Genomic DNA, 25,849 nt, shown 5'->3' on the forward strand with positions numbered 1-25,849 from the left:
TTTTCAGTTCTTTCCCACTCCCTTTTCTTTGAAAAAGAGAAGGAAAAGTAAGATTTTTACTCAGAAGTCATACGAAGATATGCTATAATGAATAGAGAAGAAAACAAAATAAAAAGAGGTCTTGAAATGACAAAATTGTATGGAAGCCTAGAAGCTGGCGGTACAAAATTTGTATGTGCGGTTGGAGATGAAAATTTTGAAGTAATTGAAAAAACACAATTTCCAACGACCACACCGATTGAAACGTTAGATAAGGCAATTGCATTTTTCTCTCGTTTTGAGAATTTAGCTGGTCTTGCGGTTGGTTCATTTGGTCCGATTGACATTGCTCCTAATTCAAAAACGTATGGTTTTATTACAACGACACCTAAACCACACTGGGCAAATGTCGATATTGTCGGTGCTTTGCGACGTGCTTTAAATGTACCGATTTACTTTACGACAGATGTTAATAGCTCTGCTTATGGTGAAGTAGTGGCACGAAATAATGCAGGCGGGCGCATTGAAAATCTAGTTTACTATACGATTGGGACGGGGATTGGAGCCGGTGCTATTCAACGTGGTGAATTTGTTGGTGGGACGGGTCATCCAGAAATGGGACATTACTATGTTGCGAAGCACCCAATGGATGTGGAAAAAGAATTTAATGGAGTGTGTCCATTCCATAATGGCTGTTTAGAGGGATTAGCTGCTGGACCTAGTTTAGAGGCCCGGACAGGCATTCGAGGTGAAAATATTGAACTAAACAGCTCTGTTTGGGATATTCAAGCCTATTATATTGCGCAAGCAGCAATTCAAGCGACAGTGACTTTCCGACCAGATGTGATTGTCTTTGGTGGAGGTGTTATGGCGCAACAGCACATGTTGGATCGCGTTCGTGAAAAGTTCACAGTTTTGTTGAATGGTTATTTGCCTGTTCTAGATGTACGTGATTACATTGTAACGCCAGCGGTTGCAGGAAATGGGTCAGCGACACTTGGAAACTTTGTCTTAGCTAAAAAAGTCAGCGAAAAAGCTAAAGGATAATTGAGTAATTGAGAGCAAGTGAGTGAATATTGAATAAGCTTGCTCTTTTTTTGATATAAGGAAGAAAATGATTAAACCAATTGTAAAAGATATGTTGGTTTTGCAGCAGAAAGCACAACCAGCAAGCAAAGAAGATGTCGAAATTGGGCAAGATTTGTTCGATACCTTAAGAGCAAACAAAGATAAGTGTGTCGGAATGGCAGCCAATATGATTGGAGTGCAGAAACAGGTCATTATTTTTATGTATGGTATGGTGCCTGTTATCATGTTCAATCCTATTTTGAGAAGGAAGTCATCTCCTTACCAAGCGGAAGAATTCTGCTTGTCACTTGTGGGGAGTCTCTCGACCACTCGTTATAAAGAGATTACAGTTGAATATTTGGACCAACATTGGCAAAAACAAACGCTGACTTTGAAAGATTTTCCCGCACAAATCTGCCAGCATGAACTGGATCATTTGGAAGGGATTTTGATTTAATGACCTGAAAACTCAGCTTTTATAGTACGGGGTTTTTAATTGGTCAAAAAAATAGTTCTCATAGGAACTTTTTTCTTGACATTCGTTTGAATTATAGTAGAATAGTTCTCATGAAAACAAAATAGTTCTCTAGAGAACTATTTGAAAGGAAGTCAAATGGAAAAACCATTATTGGAATTCAAGCGATTTGGACGGAAGACACATCTGATGATTCAAAAAATTGCCAAAGAGCGAGGGATTGAATTTATGGCGGGTCCACAAGGACAAGTATTGCATTTTGTGAATCATCGAGAAGATTGTGACAAGATGACCTTTATTAAAGATATTGAGCAGGAGTTGGGCATTACTAAGTCCGTTGCCAGTAATTTAATGAAGCGAATGGTGAAGAATGGCTTGATTTATCTGGAAGTGAGTGAGACTGATAAACGCGCTAAGATTATTCGTTTAACGCCGGAATCAAAAGAGCGCATGAATAAAATTCGTGATTTTTTTGATGAAATGGATCATTGCCTATTGACAGATATTTCAGAAGAAGATTTGGTTACTTTTTTTCAAGTGATGGGGAAATTTTACCAGAATATTGAAAAATTAGAAAAAGGAGAAGCGAATGGTTAAATTGTTTAAACGTTTAACTGTCAAAGAAGTAGGGCTGATTATCATCAGTATCTTATTTACTTGTTTGGCAGTTTATTTGGACTTAGAGGTTCCAACCTATATTTCAAAAATTACGGAACTCCTACAGACGAAAGGAACGGTCGTTTCTGATTTGTGGAATCCGGGCTTGAAAATGATTGGATTGTCATTTGCTAGTTTTCTCAGTGCTGTGGTAGTTGGTTTTATTGCGGCTAGATTGGCAGCTAGCTTTACAACGAGCTTGCGCTCAGATATTTTCAATCGTGTACTGGATTATTCAAATGCTGAGATTAAGAGATTTTCTATTCCAAGTCTTTTAACGCGGACAACCAACGATCTTACGCAAATTCAGCTCATGATTACCATGGGCTTGCAAGTTGTGACGCGTGGGCCGATTATGGCGATTTGGGCGATTACAAAAATCATTGGGAAATCAGAATACTGGCTGTGGGCAGTTATTGTGGCGGTTATTGTGAATATTATCATGACAACAGTTCTGATGACGTTGGCCTTTCCAAAGCAATCCGTTATTCAACGGTTGACTGATAAGTTAAATAGTATTACGCGTGAAAGTCTAACAGGGATTCGTGTTGTTCGGGCTTACAATGCTGAAGACTATCAAGATGATAAATTTGCAGGAGCTAATGATGAAGTGACTCGTTTGAATCTCTTTGTCAGTCGTCTCATGGCGATTTTAAATCCGATTATGATGGGGATTTCGAGTGGTTTGACCTTGGCAATATACTGGATTGGTGCTTACTTGATTCAAGATGCAGCTTTACCAGGACGTTTGCCAATCTTTAGTGACATGGTTGTCTTTATGTCCTATGCTATGCAGGTCGTAATGGGCTTCATGCTCATGGCTGCTCTGTTTATCGTTCTTCCTCGTACCTTGGTGTCTGCCGGACGGATCAATGAAGTGCTTGATTTATATTCAACGATTGAGTCTCCAACGGAGCCAAAAATAGCGAAAGATGTCAAAGGGGAAGTGGTATTTGACAATGTGTCTTTCCGCTATGCTAAAAATTCTGAGGCTGTTATCGAACATGTTAGCTTTACAGCTAAAGCAGGTGAAACCGTAGCTTTCATTGGATCAACCGGTTCTGGGAAATCCACTTTAATCAGCTTAATTCCTCGTTTCTATGATGTGACAGAAGGAAAAATTTTAGTGGATGGCGTAAACGTCAAAGATTATCAGCTGGAAGATTTGCATAATAAAGTTGGCTACATTCCACAAAAAGCTGTCCTCTTCTCTGGTGATATCAAGAGTAATTTAGACTTTGGGCAAAGCAATGAAAGCCCATTGGATGACGAAAAAATGTGGGCTGCACTTGATTTGGCACAGGCTAAATCATTTGTTGAAGAAAAAGAAGACGGTTTGCAATCTGAAGTTGCACAAAGCGGTACGAATTTCTCTGGTGGGCAAAAGCAACGTTTGGCGATTGCGCGTGCGCTTGCTCGCAAGCCTGAAATTTTGATTTTTGATGATTCGTTTTCAGCGCTGGACTATAAGACAGACCGCATTTTGCGGGAAGAATTAGCGAAAAAAGTGAAAGATACAACCAGATTGATTGTGGCGCAACGGATTTCAACGATTATGGATGCCGATCAGATTTTGGTACTGGATAAAGGAAAAGTAGTTGGTCAGGGTACTCATAAAGAATTGCTGGCAACGAACGCAGTTTATCAAGAAATTGCTTACTCACAATTATCGAAGGAGGAATTGGAAAATGGAAAATAAAAAATCGTCTTTATTTAGCCAAGTGAAACCTTATCTCAAAGGTTTTCAGCTTCCATTGCTCATTGCATTTGTGGGAGCGGCAGTGTCTAGTATTATTACGGTTTATGGACCGGACAAATTAAAAGAAATTACCAACCTTATCACAGAGGGGATGCGAAGTCAGATTGATTTGAAATCAATCTCCAACATTGCTCTTTTCTTAGCGATTTTGTACGCATCAGGTGCTTTGTTAAATTATGTTCAATCTTTTATCATTTCATCTGTTATTCAGCATTTCTCCAAGCGCTTGCGGACTGCTATTGCTGAAAAAATCAATAAATTGCCTCTACGCTATTTTGACAGCCATTCCCAAGGGGACACTCTTTCACGGGTCACAAATGACGTGGATACTGTTGGGCAATCTTTGAACCAAAGTTTAGGAACGGTGATTTCATCAAGTTTACTGCTTATTGCGGTTCTCTTTATGATGTTTTACAATAATGTGGTCTTGTCCTTTGTAACGATTAGCTCAGTCTTGATTGGCTTTGTCTTTGTTGCTTTGATTATGGGAAAATCTCAACGATTCTTCCGAGCACAACAAGAAAATCTTGCCAGCGTCAATGGCTATGTGGAAGAAATGTACTCTGGGCATAATGTCATTGTCAGCTACAATGCCACAGACGAATCCAAAGTAGCCTTTCAAACACTTAATACTAACCTTTACAACAGTATGTGGAAATCACAATTCATTTCAGGGATTATGATGCCGCTTATGATGTTTGTAGGGAACTTCGGTTATGTTATGGTTGTTTTGGTTGGAGCGAGCATGGCCTTGAATGGCGATGTCACTATGGGAACTATTGTTGCTTTTATGGTATATGTACGGATTTTCTCTCAACCGTTGTCACAAATTGCACAAGGGATTACTACTCTTCAACAAGCTAGCGCTGCTATGGGACGCGTATTTGAATTTTTAGCAGAGCCTGAAATGGAAAATGATGAACACAAAGCGCAACAACTCACGACCCTAAAAGGAGATGTTGCCTTTGATAAGGTATTCTTTGGTTATAATCCAGATCGAACGATTATTCATGATTTCTCTGCCAATGCAAAAGCAGGACAAAAAATTGCCATTGTCGGCCCGACCGGTGCTGGGAAGACGACCATTGTTAACTTGCTCATGAAATTTTATGAGATTGATAAGGGACGCATTACAATTGACGGTGTTGATACGAAGCAAATGAAACGTTCTGAGGTACACGATGCCTTCTCCATGGTTCTCCAAGACACCTGGTTATTTGAGGGAACGATTAAGGAAAATTTGATTTACAATCAGAAAAATATTTCTGACGAAGCAGTTGTGGCAGCTGCCAAAGCTGTTGGGGTTCATCACTTCATCAAGACTTTGCCAAAAGGATACGATACGGTGCTGGACGATACAGTAAGCCTTTCTGTGGGGCAAAAGCAATTGTTGACCATTGCGCGTGCACTTCTTAAGGATGCTCCCTTACTTATCTTGGATGAAGCGACTTCATCTGTTGATACGCGGACAGAAGAATTGATCCAAAAAGCGATGGATAAGTTGATGGAGGGAAGGACTTCTTTCGTCATTGCTCACCGCTTGTCGACCATTCGTAATGCTGATTTGATTTTGGTCATGCGTGATGGTAATATCATTGAACAAGGAAATCACGATCAATTGATGGGAAAAAATGGCTTCTATGCTGATCTTTACAATAGTCAATTCGATGAAGACGCAGAGTATGCGTAAAATGAATTGAAGATAGTAAGTAAGACAGAAATTCTTCTTGGTCAAAATGATCTGAGAAGAGTTTCTGTTTTTTTGACTGTTGATTTACTTTTTTTGTTAGAAAAGGAATAGTTGAACACAAACTCCCCAAGGTATCAGAATCCTTGGGGAGTTTTGCTAAATTCAATCTTCAAAATCATTTTTGTCAGATAGTTCTTTAAAGAAATGACCTGTATTTTCTCCTTTATAAAAAATTATATATTATAATATTATGATTCTATATTTTCGGTAAAAAGCCAACCTTTTATTAGAAAGGTATAGACATTTATTTTAAAATATAGTATAGTTAGAGTATCAAGGAAAAAAGTGGTATGATGGCAACTAATTCCATTTTAGGTGGTGTCCTTCAGTTAGTGGATATGGTGATTGTTGGATTTATCTGGTATCCATTCCTTCGTATGCTGGACAAACAACCTGATTCTGTATTATAATGAGATGAATGACAGATTTGCAGGAGCTATCATATGCCTAAATACGAAGAAATAGCAAATATACTTCGAGATAGAATAGCAAATGGAGTCTACCCAGTAGACTCCATGTTGCCTATTCAGTCTGAATTATCAAAAGAGTTCGGTGTTAGCCGAATGACTATAAAAAAAAGCTGTTGAGATTCTAACCATTGAGGGATTGATTTTTTCTAAACAAGGAAATGGAACGAGAGTGTTAAATTCCTCTTTTTGGGATAAAGAAGATTAAAAATTTCGCTTGAATAATTACAATGGCTTGAGTCAAGATTTCAAAAATGATGACCGAAAATTAACGAGCCAGATTATTCAGTTTGCAGTTGAATTCCCAGAAGCCGAGATTGCAGAGCGCCTGCAAGTGGAAGTAACGGCACCAGTTTATAAAATTATACGTTTGCGTCTGCTTGATGAGAAGCCCTATGTGTTGGAACACACTTATATGCCGTGTGATTTGGTGCCAGGATTGGATGAGACTATTTTACTTCAGTCTATCTATGCTTATTTATGGGATGAATTAAACTTAAAATTTGCCGGAAGTTATCGCCATATCACAGCTGAAAAGCCAGATGAATATGACCAAAACTATTTGGCTTGCCAAGAGACAGATCCGATTTTGCAGGTGGAGCAAGTTGTTTATCTGGAAACTGGACGTCCGATTGAATATTCTAGAAGTCGTAATCGCTTTGACACGAGAGGGTATTCTCTTTTAGATGTTAAAAATATTTAAGTCATTTGTGCAATATTAAAGGAGGAAATGATGTCAGAACCATTGTTTTTACAATCTGTTATGCAGGAAAAAATCTGGGGCGGAACGAAGCTACGAGATGAATTCGGCTATGAAATTCCCAGTGATAAAGTAGGCGAATACTGGGCGATTTCGGCTCATCCACACGGAGTATCTACTATAAAAAACGGTCGCTTTGCTGGTATGGGCTTGGATCAGCTCTATGCAGAACACCGAGAGTTATTTGGTAACAGCAGCGAGCCTGTTTTTCCGCTTTTAACCAAAATCTTGGATGCCAATGATTGGCTCAGTGTTCAGGTTCACCCAGATGATCATTATGCTATGGAGCACGAAGGCGAGTTGGGAAAAACAGAGTGCTGGTATGTGATCGCTGCAGATGAAGGAGCAGAAATCATCTATGGGCACAATGCCAAGTCACGAGAAGAGTTGCGCCAGCAGATTGAAAAGAAAGAATGGGACAAACTATTAACCAAGGTGCCAGTCAAGGCTGGGGATTTCTTCTATGTTCCAAGCGGTACTATGCATGCCATTGGATCGGGTATTTTGATTTTAGAAACGCAACAGTCTAGCGACACCACCTATCGTGTCTACGACTTTGACCGAAAAGATGCTAAAGGCAATCTGCGCGAGCTGCATTTAGAAAAATCCATTGATGTGCTCAATATCGGTGCGCCGGCCAATAGCCGTCCAGTCACAGTGAAAGCAGATGATTTGACCTCAACGCTTTTAGTAGCTAGTGATTTCTTTGCTGTTTACAAATGGGAAGTATCAGGAAAAGTGGATATCGAGAAAACAGCTGCTTATTTGCTAGTAAGTGTGCTAGCAGGGCGAGGTGTGCTGACCGTAGATGGGGAAACGTATCCAATCGCAAAAGGAGACCATTTTATCCTACCAAGCGATGTGGAAGAGTGGACTTTCGAGGGGAAAGACCTTGAAATGATTGTTAGTCATCCGTAATATCTTTTATATAGAAAACCAGAGGTTAGGGAAAAGTCCGTAACCTCTTTAAAATTATAAGTCTAAAGCATCATGATGCAGTGATTCATTAGTTTGTCTATTTTTTTTACAGATGATTTCCAAGCAATGATTTCAGTCTATTTTGCTATCTTACTTATGCAGAAATTATCAGTTATATTAAAAAATGATGTCATTTTCAGAAAATGTTGATAGTATTTCAAAAAAGCGTTATAATGGCTAATATTGAAAAATTTAGGAGAAAAAATATGTTTTCCAAGTTGAAGAACATTTTTATCGGGCGCCCTTTGAAATCAAGTGATGAGGGAGATGAAGGGAATTTACTCACTAAGCTACAAGCCTTGGCTATGCTGTCAAGTGATGCTCTGTCTTCGATTGCCTATGGTCCTGAACAAGTTGTTTTGGTTTTGGTATCCGTATCTGCTGGTGCAATTTGGTGGTCTTTGCCAATCGGTATTGTGGTGCTGATTTTGCTGGCTAGTTTAACCATTTCATATCGTCAGGTGATTCATGCTTACCCACAAGGCGGTGGGGCTTATATGGTTACAACGGAAAATCTTTCCCCTAAAGCTGGTCTAATTTCAGGTGGTAGTTTGCTAGTTGATTATATGTTGACAGTAGCGGTATCTGTTTCTTCTGGAGCGGATGCGATTACGTCAGCAATTCCTGCTTTGCACCCGTACAATTTGCACATTTCGATTGTTTTAGTGCTGATTTTAATGTTAATGAATTTACGTGGCTTGCGGGAATCGGCGGTTTCTCTGATGATTCCAGTTTATTTGTTCATCGCAAGTACCGTTTTCTTAATTGGCTTTGGTTTATTGCAATTATTACTGGGGAATTTATCCTACCATGCAACAGCTCCGATTGGAAAATCTATCTCAGGTGTTAGTTTAGTGCTCCTGCTACGTGCATTTACGAGTGGTTCGGCTTCTCTGACAGGTGTGGAAGCTATTTCAAATTCTGTACCATTTTTCAAAACACCCAAAGCTGAAAATGCAGCGAAAACCTTGGCAATTATGGCAGCCATTTTAGGTTTCATGTTTGCTGGTATTACTTTTTTAAACTACTGGATTGGCATCGTTCCGGTAAAAGGCGTTACAACGCTCGCTCAAATGGCGCAAACTATTTTGGGAAATTCACCTATTGGACGACTTCTATTTTATATTTTCCAATTATCAACAGCTCTCATCCTTGCTGTAGCAGCTAATACAGGCTTTTCGGCCTTTCCCATGTTATCCTACAATATGGCAAAAAATAAATATATGCCACACATGTATATGGAAAAAGGAGCACGCCTTGGTTATTCAAATGGGATTCTGACTTTAGCTATCGGTGCTATTCTTCTTTTGCTAATTTTTAATGGGAATACTGAACGGCTCATTCCACTTTATACCATTGGTGTATTTGTGCCGTTTGCTCTTTCTCAAACGGGAATGGTCGTGCATTGGCGCAAGCAGTATGGAAAACATTTCTTGAAATATTCAGTAGCAAATATTTTAGGCGCTGCTATTTGTTACACCATTGTAGCGATTTTGCTACTTTTTCGTTTGCGAGATATTTGGCCATTCTTTCCTATTATCATCGTTTTATTATGGATTTTCTTGAGTATTAAAAATCATTACAATAAAGTAGCGAAACAGCTACGTTTGAATGAAGAAATTGAACGCGTAGACTATGCAGGAAATCTGGTTTTGGTGCTTGTCGGGAATGTCACACGAGTTAGCGCTGGTGCGATGAATTATGCCCGTAGTATCGGTGATGAAGTGATTGCTATGCACGTATCTACCAAAGAAACACAAGAAAAAGACGAAGAAGTAGCTAGTGAATTTAAACAATATTTTCCAGATATTCAATTTGTAAATGTGGAAACAAGCTACCGTAATATCATCAGACCAACCGTACAGTATGTGACAAAAATCGCTCGTGGTGCGCAGAAGAAAGGTTATACCGTAACAGTGCTAGTACCACAATTCATTCCAAGTCATAGTTGGCAAAACATGCTACACAATCAAATGAGCTTGAAATTGAAATATTTCCTCAGATGGCATGAAAATGTCGTTGTAGCCAGCTATTCTTATCACTTAAAAGAGTAAGAACATAAAACGGCAGTTTTGAATGGAACTGCCGTTTTATCCTTTTATTTTCTTGAAAGATACAGTGAAAAATGCTATAATGAAAAGAACATTTTAAAATAAGAATTATTACAAGTAAGGAAAGAAATGGCGAATATTTTAAGAACAATTATCGAAAATGATAAAGGTGAATTAAGAAGATTAGAAAAAATGGCAAAGAAAGTCATGGCGTATGAAGATGAAATGGCTGCTTTGTCAGATGAAGCTTTGAAAGCAAAGACGGATGAATTTAAGCAACGGTATCAAAATGGCGAGTCATTAGATGACTTGCTTTATGAAGCTTTTGCGGTTGTTCGTGAAGGTGCAAAGCGTGTGTTAGGACTTTTCCCTTACCCAGTACAGATTATGGGTGGGATTGTCTTACACCATGGAGATGTGCCAGAAATGCGTACAGGGGAAGGAAAGACCCTGACAGCAACCATGCCAGTTTATCTGAACGCCTTGTCTGGAGAAGGGGTTCACGTTGTCACAGTAAATGAATATCTGACAGAGCGTGACGCAACGGAAATGGGGGAACTGTACTCTTGGTTGGGGCTTTCTGTTGGTATCAACCTTGCTGCAAAGTCATCCGCAGAGAAAAAAGAAGCCTATGAATGTGATATCACGTATTCAACCAATGCAGAGATTGGTTTTGACTATTTGCGTGATAATATGGTGGTGCGTGCTGAAAACATGGTGCAGCGTCCGCTAAACTACGCTTTGGTCGATGAGGTGGACTCCATTTTGATTGACGAAGCTCGTACGCCTTTGATTGTGTCAGGACCAACTTCGTCTGATACAAACCAACTTTATCACATGGCAGATAGCTTTGTGAAGTCTCTTAATAAAGATGACTACATCATTGATGTGCAGTCTAAAACCATTGGACTTTCTGACTCTGGGATTGATAAAGCAGAAAGCTACTTCAAGTTAGAAAATTTGTATGATATTGAAAATGTAGCGCTGACTCACTTTATTGACAATGCCCTTCGTGCAAACTATATCATGCTGTTAGATATTGACTATGTGGTGAGTGAAGAGCAAGAAATTTTGATTGTGGACCAATTTACAGGTCGTACAATGGAAGGTCGCCGGTATTCAGACGGACTTCACCAAGCAATTGAAGCCAAAGAAGGTGTGCCAATTCAGGATGAAACGAAGACTTCGGCTTCTATCACTTATCAAAATCTATTCCGTATGTACAAGAAATTGTCAGGAATGACAGGGACAGCTAAGACAGAAGAGGAAGAATTCCGCGAAACCTATAATATTCGGGTTATTCCGATTCCGACAAATCGTCCAGTAGCTCGTATTGACCATCCAGATCTTCTTTATCCAAGTATTGAGTCTAAATTTAAAGCGGTTGTTGAGGACGTGAAAGCTCGTCATGAAAAAGGACAACCTGTTCTTGTAGGAACAGTCGCAGTTGAAACAAGTGATTATATTTCTAAGAAACTAGTAGAAGCTGGTATTCCGCATGAAGTATTGAATGCGAAGAATCACTATAAAGAAGCGCAAATCATCATGAATGCCGGGCAACGTGGCGCGGTAACGATTGCAACCAATATGGCTGGTCGTGGTACAGATATTAAGCTTGGTGAAGGGGTTCGTGAACTTGGTGGACTTTGCGTTATTGGTACAGAACGACATGAAAGCCGTCGTATTGATAATCAGCTTCGTGGTCGTTCAGGTCGTCAGGGAGATCCAGGGGAATCGCAATTTTATCTGTCACTTGAAGATGAGCTCATGCGTCGTTTTGGATCGGAACGGATTAAAGCTGTTTTGGATCGCATGAACCTCAGCGAAGAAGAGTCTGTCATCAAATCTCGTATGCTGACGCGTCAAGTAGAAGGAGCTCAAAAGCGTGTTGAAGGGAACAACTATGATACACGTAAACAAGTCCTTCAATATGATGATGTTATGCGGGAGCAACGTGAAATTATCTATGCGCAGCGTTATGATGTCATTACGGCTGATCGTGATTTGGCACCGGAAATTCATGCCATGATGAAGCGAACAATCAACCGTTTTGTGGATGGCAACAGTCGTGCAGAACAAGATGAAAAATTAGAAGCAATTGTTAATTTTGCAAAATACAATCTTGTTCCAGAAGAATCTATTGAAATCGCAGATTTAGAAGGCTTGTCTGATGAAGATATCAAGGCTGATTTATACAAACGTGCCTTGGAGGTTTACGATAGTCAAGTGGCGAAACTTCGCAATGAGGATTCCGTCAGAGAATTCCAAAAAGTTCTAATTTTGCGCGTCGTGGATAGCAAATGGACTGATCACATTGATGCTTTGGATCAACTTCGGAACGCAGTTGGACTTCGTGGTTATGCTCAAAATAACCCAGTCGTTGAATATCAAGCTGAAAGTTTCCGTATGTTTAATGATATGATTGGTTCGATCGAATTTGATGTGACGCGTTTGATGATGAAGGCTCAAATTCACGAGCAAGAACGTCCACGTACGGAGCATCATATCAGCACAACAGCGACACGCAATATTTCAGCACAAAAATCAGTCTTACCGAGCAATATTGATTTGACAAAAGTGAAGCGCAATGACTTGTGTCCATGTGGTTCTGGTAAGAAATTTAAAAATTGTCATGGACGCCACAGATAAGTAGTGTAAAGAGGGGGAGATTATGACATTTAAGGCAACTAGCGAGCCAATTGATGTAGCAAAGGTTCGTAATTTATCAAAGTTAGAAGGAGAGGCTTTAGCTAAAAAAAAGGCACGAGATCGTGAGTTAAATGCCATTATCCGTGGAGAAGATGACCGCATTCTGTTGGTCATTGGTCCGTGTTCTTCTGATAATGAAGCGGCTGTTCTAGAATATGCAAAGCGCCTATCTGCCCTCCAAGAAGAGGTGAAAGACCGTATTTTCATGGTTATGCGCGTGTATACAGCTAAGCCTCGCACCAATGGCGATGGTTATAAAGGATTGATTCATCAACCGAATGCTAAGGCTGCTCCAAGCTTAATTAATGGGATTAAGGCTGTTCGGAATTTACATTATCGTGTCATTACGGAGACGGGAATGACGACAGCTGATGAAATGCTCTATCCAGAAAATCTTCCGTTGGTAGATGATTTGATTTCTTATATGGCTGTTGGGGCGCGTTCTGTGGAAGATCAGCAACACCGTTTTGTCGCTAGTGGGGCTGATGTTGCGACCGGTTTGAAAAATCCTACATCTGGCAATCTCAATGTCATGTTTAACGGGATTTACGCAGCGCAAAACAAGCAAAGTTTCTTGTTTGCTGGTAAGGAAGTAGAAACTTCAGGAAATCCTTTGGCACACGCTATTCTGCGTGGTGGACTTGACGAGTATGGAAAAAACATTCCAAACTATTACTATGATAATTTGCTGGATACGATTGACCAATATGAAAAAATGGGCTTGGAAAATCCTTTTATCATCATTGATACCAATCATGATAACTCTGGTAAACAGTATTTAGAGCAGGTGCGGATTGTTCGTCAAACCTTAATCAATCGTGACTGGAATGAAAAAATCAAAAAAATTGTACGTGGCTTTATGATTGAGTCTTACTTAGAAGACGGTCGTCAAAATGAGCCTGAAGTGTTTGGGAAATCTATTACAGATCCTTGTTTGGGTTGGGATAATACAGTCAGACTGGTCAAGGAAATTTATACTACCCTATCTAAAAATGAAAAATAAAAAGGTTGGGAGTGAATCTCTAAAATCTGATAACATCAGCGCATTGAGTTTTATTTTAGAAAGTAACCGAGTCTGGCACACTTTTGTCCCAGCCTCTTTTTAAAAAGATGATTAAAGGACACGGAATTGATATAGAAGAAATTTCCTCTATTCAAAAAGTTTATGAAAAAAATGCTCGTTTCGCCAAGAAAGTTTTGACTGTTGCAGAATTTGCACGGTTTGAAGAACTTTCTGGTAGGCGAAAAATGGAATATTTGGCAGGACGTTGGTCTGCTAAAGAGGCTTTTTCTAAAGCATGGGGGACTGGAATTGGTTGTGTCACTTTTCAGGATTTAGAAATTTTAAACAATGAAAAGGGAGCGCCTATTTTTACTAAGTCGCCTTTTTCTGGCAAGGTCTGGGTGTCGCTCAGCCATGCAGGTAATATTGTTACAGCTAGTGTTATTTTGGAGGAACATCATGAAAACGAGTAATCATCGACCTACTAAGGCTGTTGTGGATTTAGCTGCTATCCGCTTTAATATTAAACAAATTGCAGCGCATATTCCAAACAATGTAGAAAAATGGGCTGTTGTCAAGGCAGATGCCTATGGTCACGGTGCAGTTGCTGTTACGCAATCTATTGATCCAATTGTGGATGGCTTTTGTGTTTCCAATATTGATGAAGCTGTAGAGTTGCGTAATGCCGGCATTACGAAAAAAATTTTGGTATTAGGAGTGTCAGATGTTCATGCTGTTTCATTGGCAATTGAACGCAAAGTGACCTGTACCGTTGCTAGTTTAGAATGGATTGATTTGCTGCTACAGTCAAATATAGATGTAGCTGGTTTGGCTGTTCACATAAAAATTGATTCTGGGATGGGACGGATTGGTTTTCGAGATAGTCAAGATGCTCAAGAAGCCATTCATCGTTTGGAAAAAGCAGGTGCTCAGGTAGAAGGCATCTTCACCCATTTTGCAACAGCTGATGAAGCAGATACGCATAAGTTTGAAGCACAGTTGGCACGTTTTAAAGAAATTTTAGGGCAATTAGAAATCGTTCCACCGATTGTTCACGCTAGTAATTCTGCAACGACCCTTTGGCATACAGATACTGTGATGAATGCGGTGCGTCTGGGTGATATTATCTATGGTCTCAATCCTAGCGGTCGTACCTTGCAGCTTCCTTACGAAATGAGGCCGGCTCTTTCTCTGGTGTCGGAATTGGTTCATGTCAAGCAGCTGGAAGCAGGGGCAGATGTGGGTTATGGAGCTACTTACACTAGCGATAGCCCACAGTTCATTGGGACGATTCCATTAGGCTATGCTGACGGTTGGACGCGAGATATGCAAGGGTTTGATGTTCTAATTGACGGGCAACCTTGTCCTATTGTTGGGCGTGTGTCTATGGATCAGATTACCGTTCGTTTACCTCAGTCTTATCCTATTGGTACACCAGTTGTTCTTATCGGAGAAAGTGGCAAAGAATCCATTTCTGCAACAGATGTGGCAGAAAAACGAGGAACAATCAACTATGAGATAGTTTGCTTGATTAGTGATCGTGTACCTAGAGTTTATAAAAATTGATTGAAACTAAAAAGCAGTTGGAAAAATCTAGAAAGCTATTTTCAGCATGGTTGTTCCAATCTGCTTTTACAAACTCTTGAAAAACAGAACTGAAAGAGGAATTATGAATTTACACCAACCTTTAACGGTTCTGCCGGGTGTGGGGCCGAAATCTGCTGAAAAATTTACTAAGCTGGGAATTGAAAGCCTGCAAGATTTGCTGCTCTATTTTCCATTTCGCTATGAAGATTTTAAAAGTAAGAATGTGTTAGAACTGGAAGATGGTGAAAAGGCAGTTATTTCAGGGGTGGTGACTACACCAGCAAATGTCCAGTACTATGGCTACAAGCGCAATCGCCTGCGTTTTACCATAAAGCAGGATGAAATGGTACTTGCAGTCAACTTCTTTAACCAACCTTATCTAGCAGACAAGGTGGAGGTTGGCTCAACCATTGCTATTTTCGGAAAATGGGATAAGGCAAAAGCTAGTTTGACCGGGATGAAAATTCTAGCACAAGTAGAAGATGATTTGCAGCCAGTTTATCGAGTAGCTCAAGGGATTAGTCAAGCCAGTTTGGTCAAGGTCATTAAGACAGCCTTTGACCAAGGGTTGGAATTGCTCTTGGAGGAAAATTTGCCCCAAGTGTTGTTAGAACGCTATCAGTTGCTAGGACGGAATCAGGCTGTGCGAGCAATGCATTTTCCAAGGGATTGGGCAGAGTACAAGCAGGCTTTGCGTCGGATCAAGTTTGAAGAGCTTTTTTACTTTCAAATGCAATTGCAAGTTCTCAAATGTGAAACAAAAGATGTTAGTCAGGGCTTAATTATTCCTTGGCGGGCAGATTTGCTAGAAAAGAAAAAAGCTACTCTACCTTTTGAGTTAACGGCTGCTCAAGAGCGCAGTCTAAACGAGATTTTACAGGATATGAAATCGCCAGCTCACATGAACAGGCTCTTGCAGGGAGATGTCGGAAGCGGAAAGACGGTGGTTGCAGGTTTAGCTATGTATACTACTTATACAGCTGGTTTGCAGTCTGCTCTCATGGTGCCAACGGAAATCTTGGCAGAGCAGCACTTTGATAGCTTGAGCCAACTTTTTCCTGAACTGCGGATAATTCTGTTGACAGGGGGAATGAAGCCAGCAGAACGCAGACAGGCACTAGAAGCTATTGAGGATGGTCAGGTGGATATGATCGTCGGCACTCATGCTTTGATTCAAGAAGGCGTGACATATCATCGGCTCGGTCTGGTGATTATTGATGAACAGCACCGTTTTGGAGTGGGACAGAGACGAATTTTGCGGGAAAAAGGAAATAATCCTGATGTGCTCATGATGACTGCAACGCCCATTCCTAGGACGCTTGCTATTACTGCTTTTGGTGATATGGATGTGTCCATTATTGACCAAATGCCAGCTGGGCGTAAGCCGATTATCACCCGTTGGGTCAAGCATGAGCAGCTGGAAGTAGTTCTGGATTGGTTGAGGAAAGAGCTGCAACGAGGTGCTCAGGTCTATGTCATCTCTCCTTTGATTGAGGAGTCGGAAGCTCTGGATCTGAAAAATGCGATTGTTTTGGAAGAGGAATTAAAGGCTTATTTCGGTGACAAAGCACAAGTAGCTCTGCTACATGGTAAAATGAAGAGCGAAGAAAAAGATACCATTATGCAGGATTTTAAGGAAGGGAAAACGGACATTCTGGTTTCCACGACTGTTATTGAAGTCGGTGTCAATGTGCCCAATGCTACGGTCATGCTAATCATGGATGCGGACCGATTTGGGCTCAGCCAGCTTCATCAGTTACGTGGTCGAGTAGGACGTGGAGATAAACAGTCTTATGCGGTTCTTGTAGCCAATCCTAAGACAGAATCTGGCAAGAAACGCATGAAAATCATGACGGAAACGACTGACGGTTTTGTCTTAGCTGAGGAAGATTTGAAAATGCGTGGTTCTGGTGAAATCTTCGGCACTCGTCAGTCCGGTTTGCCGGAATTTCAGGTGGCAGATATTGTAGAGGATTATCCAATTTTAGAGGAGGCCAGAAAAGTCGCCAGTCAAATTGTGTCCACTCCTGATTGGCGAACGAATGCAGATTGGCATATTGTAGCGCTTCATTTGGACAAGCAGGACTACTTGGATTGATTTTAGTTTATCATCATATATAAACCAAAAAACTTCACCATTTGGATGAAGTTTTTTAAATTAAGTTTTCTGAAAGAAATCTATAAGCCTACTTTAAGCTTTTCGGGCTATACTAAATTCATCAAAAAGAAAGAGGTAAGTCCAATGACAGTAAACATTAAAGTACATTATAACAAAACATTCAAAAAATCAGTAAAGGAATCAGAAATGTATGGTAAATAACTAAAAAACAAAAGAGCTAAAAAACTTTTTTTCATAAATCTCCTAAACATAAAATATCCTAAGAAGCTTCGAATCACTCGAGGCTTTTTATCTATGTAAGAACCTAGCCTTCCATATAGTCTTTTAATTCTTGCCCTTGAAGTCCAGCATTCAGGGCGATTAGCAGCTTGATACGAGCTTTAGGAGCATTGAGCTCTTTGACAAACATAATGCCTGATTCGTGTAACTTCACGCCACCCCCTTCATAAGCGTAAACTGGCTCTGCAATGCCGTTAAAGCAACGTGATACAAGTGCAATTGGCAGCCCAGAATTCGCAAGTTGACTGAGCTTTTGGGCAACTTCTTGTGGCAGATTTCCAGCGCCAAAGGCTTCAACGATGAGACCGTCTATCTTTTCCAAGTCTAGCATATCAAGCAGTTCAGTTTTCATTCCAGCATAGGCTGGGATAATGGGAACCAAACCAGAGATTTTATCTAAATGAAAACGAACGCGTGGTTCAGCTGTTTTGAAATAGAGGATTTCTTGCTTCATAATCAGTCCAAGTGGTCCATGAGTTGGTGTTTGAAAAGTGCTGACATTGGTCGTATGCGTTTTTGTCACGTATTTGGCAGCATGGATTTCATCATTCATAACCACCAGAACGCCTTTTCCGCGTGCTTTGTCATCACTTGCTACACGAAGTGCAGATAAGTAATTGTAAACTCCGTCACTTCCCAGTTCATTAGAGCTTCGCATAGCACCAGTTAAGACGACAGGAATATCTGGAAGTTCCATGGTATCCAAAAAATAAGCTGTTTCTTCCAGAGTGTCCGTTCCATGAGTAATGACAACCCCGTCAAAATGCTTCCCATCTGTCTTGATTTTTTGATACAATTGCAGCATGTGCTGTGGTGTTATGTGAGGGCTAGGAATATTGAAAACATCAAGAGCCGTCACTTGAATGCCTTCTAGAGGAACTGCAACATGGTTCATGGGATTGTGTTCGTTTGTGATGACTTTTCCAGTAGTGTCCGCCTGCATGGAAATAGTACCGCCAGTATGTAAAACTAAAATTCTTTTGGTCATAAGTGAGCTTCTCCTGAATCTATGCTATAATTATTGTATCATAAAAGAAAGAGATGAGAAATGAATGGAAATCAAAGCAGTCTTTTTTGATATTGATGGGACGTTAGTAAATGATAGTCGAACGGTCTTGAAATCCACAGAACAAGCAATTCATAGTTTAAAACAGCAAGGTATTTTAGTTGGTTTAGCGACAGGTCGGGGTCCATTTTTTGTCCAATCTTTTATGGAGCAGTTGGATTTGGACTTTGCAGTAACCTATAATGGACAATATATTTTTTCAAAAGATAAAGTCATTTCTGCGAAGCCAATTGATAAAACCAGTTTGCGTCACCTGATTCAGTATGCTCGCCAGCATAAAATAGAAATCTCATTTGGGACAAAATCAGGAATGGTTGGTTCAAAAATCATGAGCTTTGGCATGAGCAAGTTTTCTCAATGGACCAGTCGTTTTGTTCCGAAGAAGATGACACATTTGGTCAATAAAAGTTTCAATAATGTAATCAGCAAGGCACTTCCTCAACAGCAGGATGATTTATTGAAATCCATTCAAGAGCCGATTTATCAAGTACTGATGCTGGCAACACCAAAAGAAACACAAACTATCGAAGCGGATTTTCCAGATTTAAAGTTTACTCGTAGCAGTCCTTTCGCAGCTGATATCGTCAATCAAGGAATGTCAAAGTTAGAAGGAATTAAGCTGGTCGGAAAAGAATACGGTTTTGACATCAATCAAGTCATGGCTTTTGGTGATTCTGATAATGATGTTGAGATGTTAGCGGGCGTTGGTATGTCTATTGCCATGGGAAATGGAACCAGTCGAGTGAAAGAAGTTGCAAAACACACTACTAGCAGTAATAGTCAGGACGGGATTCATAAGGCTTTGGAGCATTTTGGTATTTTGGCGAGTGAAAAAGTCTTTGTCAGTAGCGACCACCACTTTAATAAGGTCAAAGAATTTCATGGGATAATGGATGAATGCACGCAGGAAGAGCCCATCCTGTGGACAACAGAGGGTGCTCGTCATCGTGCAGGCTTCAAGGTAGAAGAATTAGTGGAATTTTTGTGGGCAGCTAGTCCTTCTGAAGAGGTCTTTGAACAGTCTGTTCAATCTTTGCACGAAGCTGTGGACAAAGCTGCTGAAAAAGTCAAAAAGAAGAGCAAAGCAGAGATGTCCTTAGTTGGGCAAGTAGATGCACTGATTGATATGTTGTATTTTACCTATGGCAGTTTTGTGTTAATGGGAGTGGATCCAGAATACTTGTTTGAGATTGTCCACCGAGCCAATATGGGTAAACTCTTTCCAGATGGCAAAGCGCATTTTGACCCTATCACTCATAAAATCTTAAAACCAGATGATTGGGAAGAAAATTATGCCCCAGAGCCAGCTATTAAAAAAGAGCTTGAACGTCAAATTCAAGCCTATCAACGAAATTGCACGAAAAATGTAGAATGAAAAAGAAGAGAGCTTGGTTTGTGCCAATCTCTCTTTAACTTTGGATTATAATGTTTTTTCTTTATCGCGGACGACCAGTAAATCAACTTTTGCATGGCGCAAGATGTATTCAGATGAAGAGCCGACTAGTAACCGTTCAAAGGCATTGAGCCCAGTAGCACCGACCATGATGAGGTCAACTTTTTGTTCTTCTGGAATATCTGTTGCAAGAAGGGTTTTCGGGTTTCCCATTTCAACAATTGTGACAACATTTGCCACGCCGGCTTCTTTGGCTTTTTCAGCATATTGATCCATGAGTTTCTTTGCATCTTCTTGCAATTCTTCATAGACTTCTGCATCAAATGTAGAAACGCTTTGCAAGGCACGTGTATCAATTACATGGGCAATCGTTAGGCGTGAATTATTTCTCAGCGCCACATTTACGCCCTTTTCAAAAGCAAGCTCAGCTTCGTGAGAACCGTCAACAGCGACCATAATGTTTTGATATCTTTGTAGCATAGGAATACCTCCATTCTTTCTTTAGTTATATTGTAACCCTTTACATGAAAAAAGTAAAGTATTTTCAAGCAGACTTTACAAGAAGTTTTTTAGATTTTTTAGAAAAATTGCGTTATAATAAATTGACTCTTTTGAAATGAGGAAAAATTCGATGAAAGAATTTAATAAATCAACAAAATTAGAACATGTGGCTTATGATATTCGTGGTCCCGTCTTAGAAGAAGCCATGCGGATGCGTGCAAACGGTGAGAAAATCCTCCGTTTAAACACGGGAAACCCAGCTGAGTTTGGTTTTACCGCACCAGATGAGGTGATTCATGACTTGATTATGAATGCGCGTGATAGCGAGGGATATTCGGACTCGAAAGGGATTTTTTCTGCTCGAAAAGCTATTATGCAATATTGTCAATTGAAAAATATTCCTAATGTTGATATTGAAGATGTTTACCTTGGAAATGGGGTTAGCGAACTGATTGTTATGTCTATGCAAGGTTTGCTGGATAATGGTGACGAGGTGCTGGTGCCGATGCCTGATTATCCGCTTTGGACGGCAGCGGTCAGTTTAGCTGGGGGAAATGCAGTTCATTATCTTTGTGATGAAGCGGCAGATTGGTATCCGGATATTGATGATATCAAATCAAAAATTACCTCTAATACAAAGGCTATTGTCGTTATCAACCCAAACAATCCGACAGGAGCTTTGTATCCAAAAGAGGTGTTGGAAGAGCTTGTTGAAGTTGCGCGGCAAAACAATTTGATTATTTTTGCAGATGAGATTTATGACCGTTTAGTGATGGACGGTGAGAAACATACGGCTATCGCAAGTTTGGCTCCTGACCTTTTTTGTGTCAGCATGAACGGCTTGTCTAAATCACATCGTATTGCTGGTTTTCGTGTCGGATGGATGGTACTGTCTGGTCCTAAATATCACGTAAAAGATTATATTGAAGGCCTGAATATGCTATCCAATATGCGTTTGTGCTCAAATGTCTTATCTCAGCATGTGGTACAAACATCGCTTGGAGGCTACCAATCAGTCGATGAATTGTTGCTTCCTGGTGGTCGCATTTATGAGCAACGGAATTTTATTTACAAGGCTATCAATGAAATTCCGGGTTTGTCGGCAACCAAACCTAAAGCGGGGCTTTATATTTTCCCTAAAATTGATAGGGAAATGTATCGAGTAGATGACGATGAGCAATTCGTGCTGGATTTCTTAAAGCAAGAAAAGATTTTACTGGTGCATGGACGAGGTTTTAACTGGAAAGACCCAGATCATTTTCGTATTGTTTATCTGCCTCGTGTAGATGAGTTAGCACAAATCCAAGAGAAGATGACTCGTTTCTTAAGGCAATATCGGAGATAATAGAAAGCGAGACAGACTCGCACGATTGCTGACGCATTCACCTACTGCATCGTCAATTTATTACACAGTGTGCTATGAAGCTGGAGACTTTCGTCCCAGCTTTTTGTGCTAATATGGAGGAGTGAGAAGGCTAGCCAAGCTAATTGCACACAATTGTATCTCAATAAACAATTTTCAGATAATTGTTGAAGATTAAAGCGCTTTATGATATAATCAATAAGATTATATGCGAGGTAAATTATGGCAAACTTATTAGCAAAAACACGAAAAATTACATCTATTTTGCGTCGTTCAGATGAGCGATTACAGGATGAATTACCTTACAATGCAATTACCCAGCAGCTAGCTGAAATTATGGATTGCAATGCTTGTATTGTAAACAGCAAGGGGCGTCTTTTGGGGTATTTCATGCGCTACAAGACGAACAATGACCGTGTGGAAGCATTTTATCAAACGAAAATCTTCCCAGAAGAATATGTTCGCACAGCGAATTTAATGTATGACACAGAAGCCAATCTTCCTGTCAATCATGATTTGTCAATTTTTCCAGTTGAAACCAAAGATGAATTTCCAGACGGCTTGACGACGATTTCGCCTATTCATGTTTCAGGGATTCGCTTAGGAACTTTGATTGTTTGGCGCAATGATAAAGAATTTGATGATGATGATTTGATTTTGGTTGAAATTGCAAGTACAGTGGTTGGTATTCAGTTGCTCAACTTCCAACGAGAAGAAGATGAAAAAAATATTCGTCGCAGAGCAGCGGTAACCATGGCTGTAAATACTTTGTCTTATTCAGAATTACGAGCTGTTTCAGCTATTTTAGGTGAATTAAATGGCAATGAAGGTCAATTGACAGCATCGGTCATTGCGGATCGTATTGGCATTACTCGCTCGGTAATTGTCAATGCTCTGCGTAAACTAGAGAGTGCAGGCATTATTGAAAGTCGTTCTTTAGGAATGAAAGGAACCTATCTTAAAGTCCTTATTCCCGATGTCTTTGAAGAGATTAAAAAGAGAGATTACTGATGACAAAAGCATTGATTTCGATTGATTATACGGTGGATTTTGTGGCAGATGATGGCAAACTGACAGCTGGAGCACCGGCTCAGGCGATTTCTAAAACTATCGCACAGGTAACAAAGACTGCTTTTGATCGAGGCGATTATATCTTTTTTGCCATTGATGCCCATGATGAAGGGGATATTTTTCACCCAGAGAGTAAACTCTTTCCACCACATAACATCAAAGGCACTAGTGGACGTAACCTTTATGGACTATTAGCTGATTTCTATCAGGAGCATAAAGCAGATTCTCGCGTCCTTTGGATGGACAAACGACATTATTCTGCTTTTTCAGGAACAGATTTGGATATTCGCCTGCGAGAAAGAAAAGTAGACACGGTGATTTTAACTGGTGTTCTGACGGATATTTGCGTTCTCCACACAGCTATTGATGCCTATAATTTAGGGTATCAAATTGAGGTGGTAGAGTCTGCTGTGGCTTCTCTTTCGGAGGAAAATCATAAATTTGCACTAAACCACTTGCAAAATGTTTTAGGTTCGACTATAATAGATAACAATTTAAAAGTAAAAAAGCAGTAGAGTAGGCTTGTTGACTTGAACAGAGAGTGCTGAAAGCTGAGAGCAGCGCCAAGAAAGCAAAATCCGAAGAACATACTGTCAATGATAAAATGGTTTTTTCTATGCTATTAATGGCAAAGGATGATATTGTCTAAAACTATTATATCATTGCAAGAAATTTGTGTGAATCAAAGCACAAACGTCTGCTCACGTTACGAGCTAGAGGTTGCAATGCAACGAATAACAGTGGTACCACGGCTTTCGTCTGTTTATACAGACGTAAGCCGTTTTTCCATAGTTCTTAATGCTTTAGCGTTTATAGCCGTGGATATAGATTAGGCAGTAAGGTCGATGTTCCTTATAATTCTTAGTACTTAGAGAAGCGGATGCAATTTTGTCAGTTGGACAAAAGCTGTAAACAAAAAATGCTTCCTACTTTTAGTATCTAGAGCTACGGGCGTAGATTTCTATAAGTAATTTGCGGCAAATGGTTAATTTGAAAATGAATTTAGAAAGAGATAGAGAATATGAAAGAAGTTTTTATTGGAAACTACGGTTTGGAACAAGTTGGTCAGAAAATGACAGCGACTGGGTGGGTTGCAAATATCCGAAATCATGGGAAATTGGCTTTTATAGAGCTACGAGACCGAGAAGGACTGCTTCAAGTTTTTGTCGCAGGTGATAGTCCGGCTTTTACTGAAATTGAACATCTACATAAAGAAGATGTGATTTCTGTTACAGGAGAAGTTGTCAAGCGAGAAGCCCGCTTTGTCAACAAAGCAATCAAGTCAGGGCAAGTCGAGTTACGAGCAGAGAAAATTCAAATCCTTGCAAGCAGTAAGCCTCTTCCTTTTGAACTTGATCAGCACGCTCATACAGGAGAAGAGTTGCGGCAGAAGTACCGCTATCTGGATTTGCGTCGGGGTAAGATGACAGAAAACCTCAAACTTCGTCACCAAGTAACCAGCACAATTCGTGACTACTTGAACGGTAAGGATTTTCTGGAAGTGGAGACACCTTATTTGACGAAATCCACACCAGAAGGAGCCAGAGATTTTTTGGTTCCTAGTCGAGTTTTTAAAAATCAATTTTATGCTTTACCTCAAAGCCCGCAAATGTTGAAGCAACTTTTAATGGGAGCTGGTCTGGAACGTTATTATCAAGTTGTTCGCTGCTTTCGAGATGAGGATCTACGGGGAGACCGTCAGCCTGAATTTACTCAGGTGGATTTAGAGTTGAGTTTTGCAAGCGAAGAAGAAATCCAAGCTCTGGTTGAAGCTATGCTCAAAGCGGTTGTTAAGAAAACTCATGGTTTGGAGCTGACAGAAGCTTTTCCGACTATCAGTTATGAGGAAGCCATGAACCGCTTTGGTACAGATAAGCCGGATACGCGATTTGGTTTGGAATTAAAAAATCTGACCAATCTCTGTCAGGATAATCCCTCTCTTTTGCTGAAGCAGGCTTTTGCTCGTCATGAAGAATTATGGGGCATTTGTGTTCCAAATGCTGCGGATTCTTTCACGAAGAAGCAGCTCAGTCATTTCTATCAAGAAATGAAAGAATTTGGAGCTAGTAGGTTTACTAGTCTTAAGGTGGAAGCAGGTGAACTTCAAGGGGATTTGGCTTCGACTTTTGAAGCAGAATCAGTTGCCTTCATAGACCGATTTGAAGCGCAAGACGGTGATTTGCTCTTACTGGTCATCGCCAAGAGAAGACAAGCCCAAGAAGCTCTAGGGCACTTGCGATTGGAGATTGCCAAACAATTAGACTTAATCGATCAGAGTCGACTGGACTTCCTTTGGGTGCTGGATTGGCCTTTGCTAGAGTGGAATGAGGAGCAAGAACGCTATCAAGCCATGCACCACCCATTCACCCAAGGAATTTTTGAAAATGAGAAAGAAGATTTAGCTTCAATCAAAAGTCATGCCTATGATATTGTCCTTAATGGCTATGAAATTGGAGGCGGTAGTTTACGAATCCATGATCGAAAGAGTCAAGAAGCCATGTTTGAACTCTTGGGCATGGAAAAAGAAGATTACGAGCGTGACTTTGGCTTTTTCTTAGAAGCGCTTGATTATGGTTTTCCGCCGCATGGTGGTCTAGCACTGGGCTTGGATCGACTGGTTATGATTTTAGCTGGTGAAGAAAATATCCGTCAGGTCATTGCCTTTCCTAAAAATGGAACTGGTTTTGATCCTATGCTAGAAAGTCCCAGTCAAGTAGATGCGAGTCAAGTGAAAGAACTTCATTTGGAATTGAAGAACTAAGCCTATTTGTGATAAAATAAGAAGATGATTGTTTTTCGGTTACACTGAAAAAT

The 25,849-nt window shown here is 40.2% G+C and carries 19 protein-coding genes and 2 pseudogenes; 19 read left to right on the top strand and 2 right to left on the bottom strand.

Going from position 1 to position 25,849, the window contains the following annotated elements; all coding sequences use genetic code 11:
• Positions 1-126 precede the first annotated feature (126 nt).
• The 14 genes and pseudogenes from scrK to recG all read left to right on the top strand — a co-directional run bounded on the left by scrK (position 127) and on the right by recG (position 17,341).
• Positions 127-1,026 carry a fructokinase ScrK gene (scrK, locus tag HMPREF2876_RS07985; RefSeq protein ID WP_024052693.1) on the top strand — a complete coding sequence of 300 codons (900 nt, stop codon included), beginning with the start codon at positions 127-129 and terminating at the stop codon, positions 1,024-1,026.
• Positions 1,027-1,093: 67 nt separating this feature from the next.
• Entirely contained in the window at positions 1,094-1,504 is a 411-nt protein-coding gene (locus HMPREF2876_RS07990; RefSeq protein WP_070241961.1) for a peptide deformylase, read from the top strand.
• Positions 1,505-1,660: 156 nt separating this feature from the next.
• A complete protein-coding gene (locus HMPREF2876_RS07995) occupies positions 1,661-2,119 on the top strand; it encodes a MarR family winged helix-turn-helix transcriptional regulator (RefSeq protein WP_024052691.1) in 459 nt (152 codons plus the stop codon).
• Positions 2,112-3,878 carry an ABC transporter ATP-binding protein gene (locus tag HMPREF2876_RS08000; protein WP_024052690.1) on the top strand — a complete coding sequence of 589 codons (1,767 nt, stop codon included), beginning with the start codon at positions 2,112-2,114 and terminating at the stop codon, positions 3,876-3,878. The genes HMPREF2876_RS07995 and HMPREF2876_RS08000 overlap by 8 nt, the downstream gene beginning before the upstream one ends.
• Positions 3,868-5,628, top strand: a complete 1,761-nt coding sequence (locus HMPREF2876_RS08005) for an ABC transporter ATP-binding protein (protein ID WP_070584632.1) — start codon at positions 3,868-3,870, stop codon at positions 5,626-5,628. Before HMPREF2876_RS08000 ends, HMPREF2876_RS08005 begins: the two co-directional genes overlap by 11 nt.
• A gap of 344 nt (positions 5,629-5,972) precedes the next feature.
• Positions 5,973-6,098 (top strand): annotated as a pseudogene (locus tag HMPREF2876_RS08010) (PTS cellobiose transporter subunit IIC); the annotation flags it as partial.
• Between the two features lie 33 nt (positions 6,099-6,131).
• A pseudogene (locus HMPREF2876_RS08015) lies at positions 6,132-6,858 on the top strand (GntR family transcriptional regulator).
• 30 nt (positions 6,859-6,888) lie between these two features.
• Entirely contained in the window at positions 6,889-7,833 is a 945-nt protein-coding gene (gene manA / locus HMPREF2876_RS08020) for a mannose-6-phosphate isomerase, class I (protein WP_024052685.1), read from the top strand.
• Between the two features lie 266 nt (positions 7,834-8,099).
• Positions 8,100-9,947, top strand: coding sequence for an APC family permease (locus tag HMPREF2876_RS08025; RefSeq protein ID WP_024052684.1), 1,848 nt, complete (start codon positions 8,100-8,102; stop codon positions 9,945-9,947).
• Positions 9,948-10,073: 126 nt separating this feature from the next.
• Positions 10,074-12,593: a preprotein translocase subunit SecA gene (secA, locus tag HMPREF2876_RS08030; RefSeq protein ID WP_070241959.1), complete on the top strand. Its 2,520-nt coding sequence runs from the start codon at positions 10,074-10,076 to the stop codon at positions 12,591-12,593.
• A 22-nt stretch (positions 12,594-12,615) separates the two neighbouring features.
• Positions 12,616-13,656 carry a 3-deoxy-7-phosphoheptulonate synthase gene (locus HMPREF2876_RS08035; RefSeq protein ID WP_024052682.1) on the top strand — a complete coding sequence of 347 codons (1,041 nt, stop codon included), beginning with the start codon at positions 12,616-12,618 and terminating at the stop codon, positions 13,654-13,656.
• Between the two features lie 107 nt (positions 13,657-13,763).
• Positions 13,764-14,129 (top strand): holo-ACP synthase, encoded by a 366-nt coding sequence (gene acpS, locus HMPREF2876_RS08040; RefSeq protein ID WP_003026132.1) that lies wholly within the window; start codon positions 13,764-13,766, stop codon positions 14,127-14,129.
• Complete coding sequence (gene alr / locus HMPREF2876_RS08045) at positions 14,116-15,222, top strand: alanine racemase (protein WP_024052681.1); 1,107 nt, start codon at positions 14,116-14,118, stop codon at positions 15,220-15,222. The genes acpS and alr overlap by 14 nt, the downstream gene beginning before the upstream one ends.
• Before the next feature lie 103 nt (positions 15,223-15,325).
• A complete protein-coding gene (recG, locus tag HMPREF2876_RS08050) occupies positions 15,326-17,341 on the top strand; it encodes an ATP-dependent DNA helicase RecG (RefSeq protein WP_070241957.1) in 2,016 nt (671 codons plus the stop codon).
• Between the two features lie 325 nt (positions 17,342-17,666).
• Here recG and HMPREF2876_RS08055 read toward each other — a convergent pair whose 3' ends face one another.
• Positions 17,667-18,629 carry an asparaginase gene (locus HMPREF2876_RS08055; RefSeq protein ID WP_024052678.1) on the bottom strand — a complete coding sequence of 321 codons (963 nt, stop codon included), beginning with the start codon at positions 18,627-18,629 and terminating at the stop codon, positions 17,667-17,669.
• Positions 18,630-18,693: 64 nt separating this feature from the next.
• Between HMPREF2876_RS08055 and HMPREF2876_RS08060 the strand changes: the two genes are divergently transcribed.
• Entirely contained in the window at positions 18,694-20,082 is a 1,389-nt protein-coding gene (locus tag HMPREF2876_RS08060) for a Cof-type HAD-IIB family hydrolase (protein WP_024052677.1), read from the top strand.
• Between the two features lie 45 nt (positions 20,083-20,127).
• Here the strand turns inward: HMPREF2876_RS08060 and HMPREF2876_RS08065 are convergent, their stop codons facing one another.
• Entirely contained in the window at positions 20,128-20,580 is a 453-nt protein-coding gene (locus tag HMPREF2876_RS08065) for a universal stress protein (RefSeq protein WP_020999785.1), read from the bottom strand.
• 151 nt (positions 20,581-20,731) lie between these two features.
• Between HMPREF2876_RS08065 and HMPREF2876_RS08070 the strand changes: the two genes are divergently transcribed.
• The 4 genes from HMPREF2876_RS08070 to aspS all read left to right on the top strand — a co-directional run bounded on the left by HMPREF2876_RS08070 (position 20,732) and on the right by aspS (position 25,796).
• The gene (locus HMPREF2876_RS08070) at positions 20,732-21,946 is read left to right on the top strand and encodes a pyridoxal phosphate-dependent aminotransferase (RefSeq protein WP_024052676.1); all 1,215 of its coding nucleotides are present in this window, start codon (positions 20,732-20,734) and stop codon (positions 21,944-21,946) included.
• Between the two features lie 240 nt (positions 21,947-22,186).
• Positions 22,187-22,975 (top strand): GTP-sensing pleiotropic transcriptional regulator CodY, encoded by a 789-nt coding sequence (codY, locus tag HMPREF2876_RS08075; protein WP_024052675.1) that lies wholly within the window; start codon positions 22,187-22,189, stop codon positions 22,973-22,975.
• Positions 22,975-23,550 (top strand): cysteine hydrolase family protein, encoded by a 576-nt coding sequence (locus HMPREF2876_RS08080; protein ID WP_024052674.1) that lies wholly within the window; start codon positions 22,975-22,977, stop codon positions 23,548-23,550. Before codY ends, HMPREF2876_RS08080 begins: the two co-directional genes overlap by 1 nt.
• Positions 23,551-24,056: 506 nt before the next feature.
• On the top strand, positions 24,057-25,796 hold the full coding sequence (gene aspS, locus HMPREF2876_RS08085; protein ID WP_024052673.1) for an aspartate--tRNA ligase: 1,740 nt from the start codon (positions 24,057-24,059) through the stop codon (positions 25,794-25,796).
• Positions 25,797-25,849: the final 53 nt, after the last annotated feature.

The sequence above is a fragment of the Streptococcus sp. HMSC073A12 genome (assembly GCF_001812815.1).
Lineage (GTDB): Bacteria > Bacillota > Bacilli > Lactobacillales > Streptococcaceae > Streptococcus > Streptococcus vaginalis.

What these genes read in the sequence shown, in the direction of transcription:
- scrK (WP_024052693.1), top strand. Translation starts at nt 127, where the DNA reads ATGACAAAATTGTATGGAAGCCTAGAAGCTGGCGGTACAAAATTTGTA.
- HMPREF2876_RS07990 (WP_070241961.1), top strand. Translation starts at nt 1,094, where the DNA reads ATGATTAAACCAATTGTAAAAGATATGTTGGTTTTGCAGCAGAAAGCA.
- HMPREF2876_RS07995 (WP_024052691.1), top strand. Translation starts at nt 1,661, where the DNA reads ATGGAAAAACCATTATTGGAATTCAAGCGATTTGGACGGAAGACACAT.
- HMPREF2876_RS08000 (WP_024052690.1), top strand. Translation starts at nt 2,112, where the DNA reads ATGGTTAAATTGTTTAAACGTTTAACTGTCAAAGAAGTAGGGCTGATT.
- HMPREF2876_RS08005 (WP_070584632.1), top strand. Translation starts at nt 3,868, where the DNA reads ATGGAAAATAAAAAATCGTCTTTATTTAGCCAAGTGAAACCTTATCTC.
- manA (WP_024052685.1), top strand. Translation starts at nt 6,889, where the DNA reads ATGTCAGAACCATTGTTTTTACAATCTGTTATGCAGGAAAAAATCTGG.
- HMPREF2876_RS08025 (WP_024052684.1), top strand. Translation starts at nt 8,100, where the DNA reads ATGTTTTCCAAGTTGAAGAACATTTTTATCGGGCGCCCTTTGAAATCA.
- secA (WP_070241959.1), top strand. Translation starts at nt 10,074, where the DNA reads ATGGCGAATATTTTAAGAACAATTATCGAAAATGATAAAGGTGAATTA.
- HMPREF2876_RS08035 (WP_024052682.1), top strand. Translation starts at nt 12,616, where the DNA reads ATGACATTTAAGGCAACTAGCGAGCCAATTGATGTAGCAAAGGTTCGT.
- acpS (WP_003026132.1), top strand. Translation starts at nt 13,764, where the DNA reads ATGATTAAAGGACACGGAATTGATATAGAAGAAATTTCCTCTATTCAA.
- alr (WP_024052681.1), top strand. Translation starts at nt 14,116, where the DNA reads ATGAAAACGAGTAATCATCGACCTACTAAGGCTGTTGTGGATTTAGCT.
- recG (WP_070241957.1), top strand. Translation starts at nt 15,326, where the DNA reads ATGAATTTACACCAACCTTTAACGGTTCTGCCGGGTGTGGGGCCGAAA.
- HMPREF2876_RS08055 (WP_024052678.1), bottom strand. Translation starts at nt 18,629, where the DNA reads ATGACCAAAAGAATTTTAGTTTTACATACTGGCGGTACTATTTCCATG.
- HMPREF2876_RS08060 (WP_024052677.1), top strand. Translation starts at nt 18,694, where the DNA reads ATGGAAATCAAAGCAGTCTTTTTTGATATTGATGGGACGTTAGTAAAT.
- HMPREF2876_RS08065 (WP_020999785.1), bottom strand. Translation starts at nt 20,580, where the DNA reads ATGCTACAAAGATATCAAAACATTATGGTCGCTGTTGACGGTTCTCAC.
- HMPREF2876_RS08070 (WP_024052676.1), top strand. Translation starts at nt 20,732, where the DNA reads ATGAAAGAATTTAATAAATCAACAAAATTAGAACATGTGGCTTATGAT.
- codY (WP_024052675.1), top strand. Translation starts at nt 22,187, where the DNA reads ATGGCAAACTTATTAGCAAAAACACGAAAAATTACATCTATTTTGCGT.
- HMPREF2876_RS08080 (WP_024052674.1), top strand. Translation starts at nt 22,975, where the DNA reads ATGACAAAAGCATTGATTTCGATTGATTATACGGTGGATTTTGTGGCA.
- aspS (WP_024052673.1), top strand. Translation starts at nt 24,057, where the DNA reads ATGAAAGAAGTTTTTATTGGAAACTACGGTTTGGAACAAGTTGGTCAG.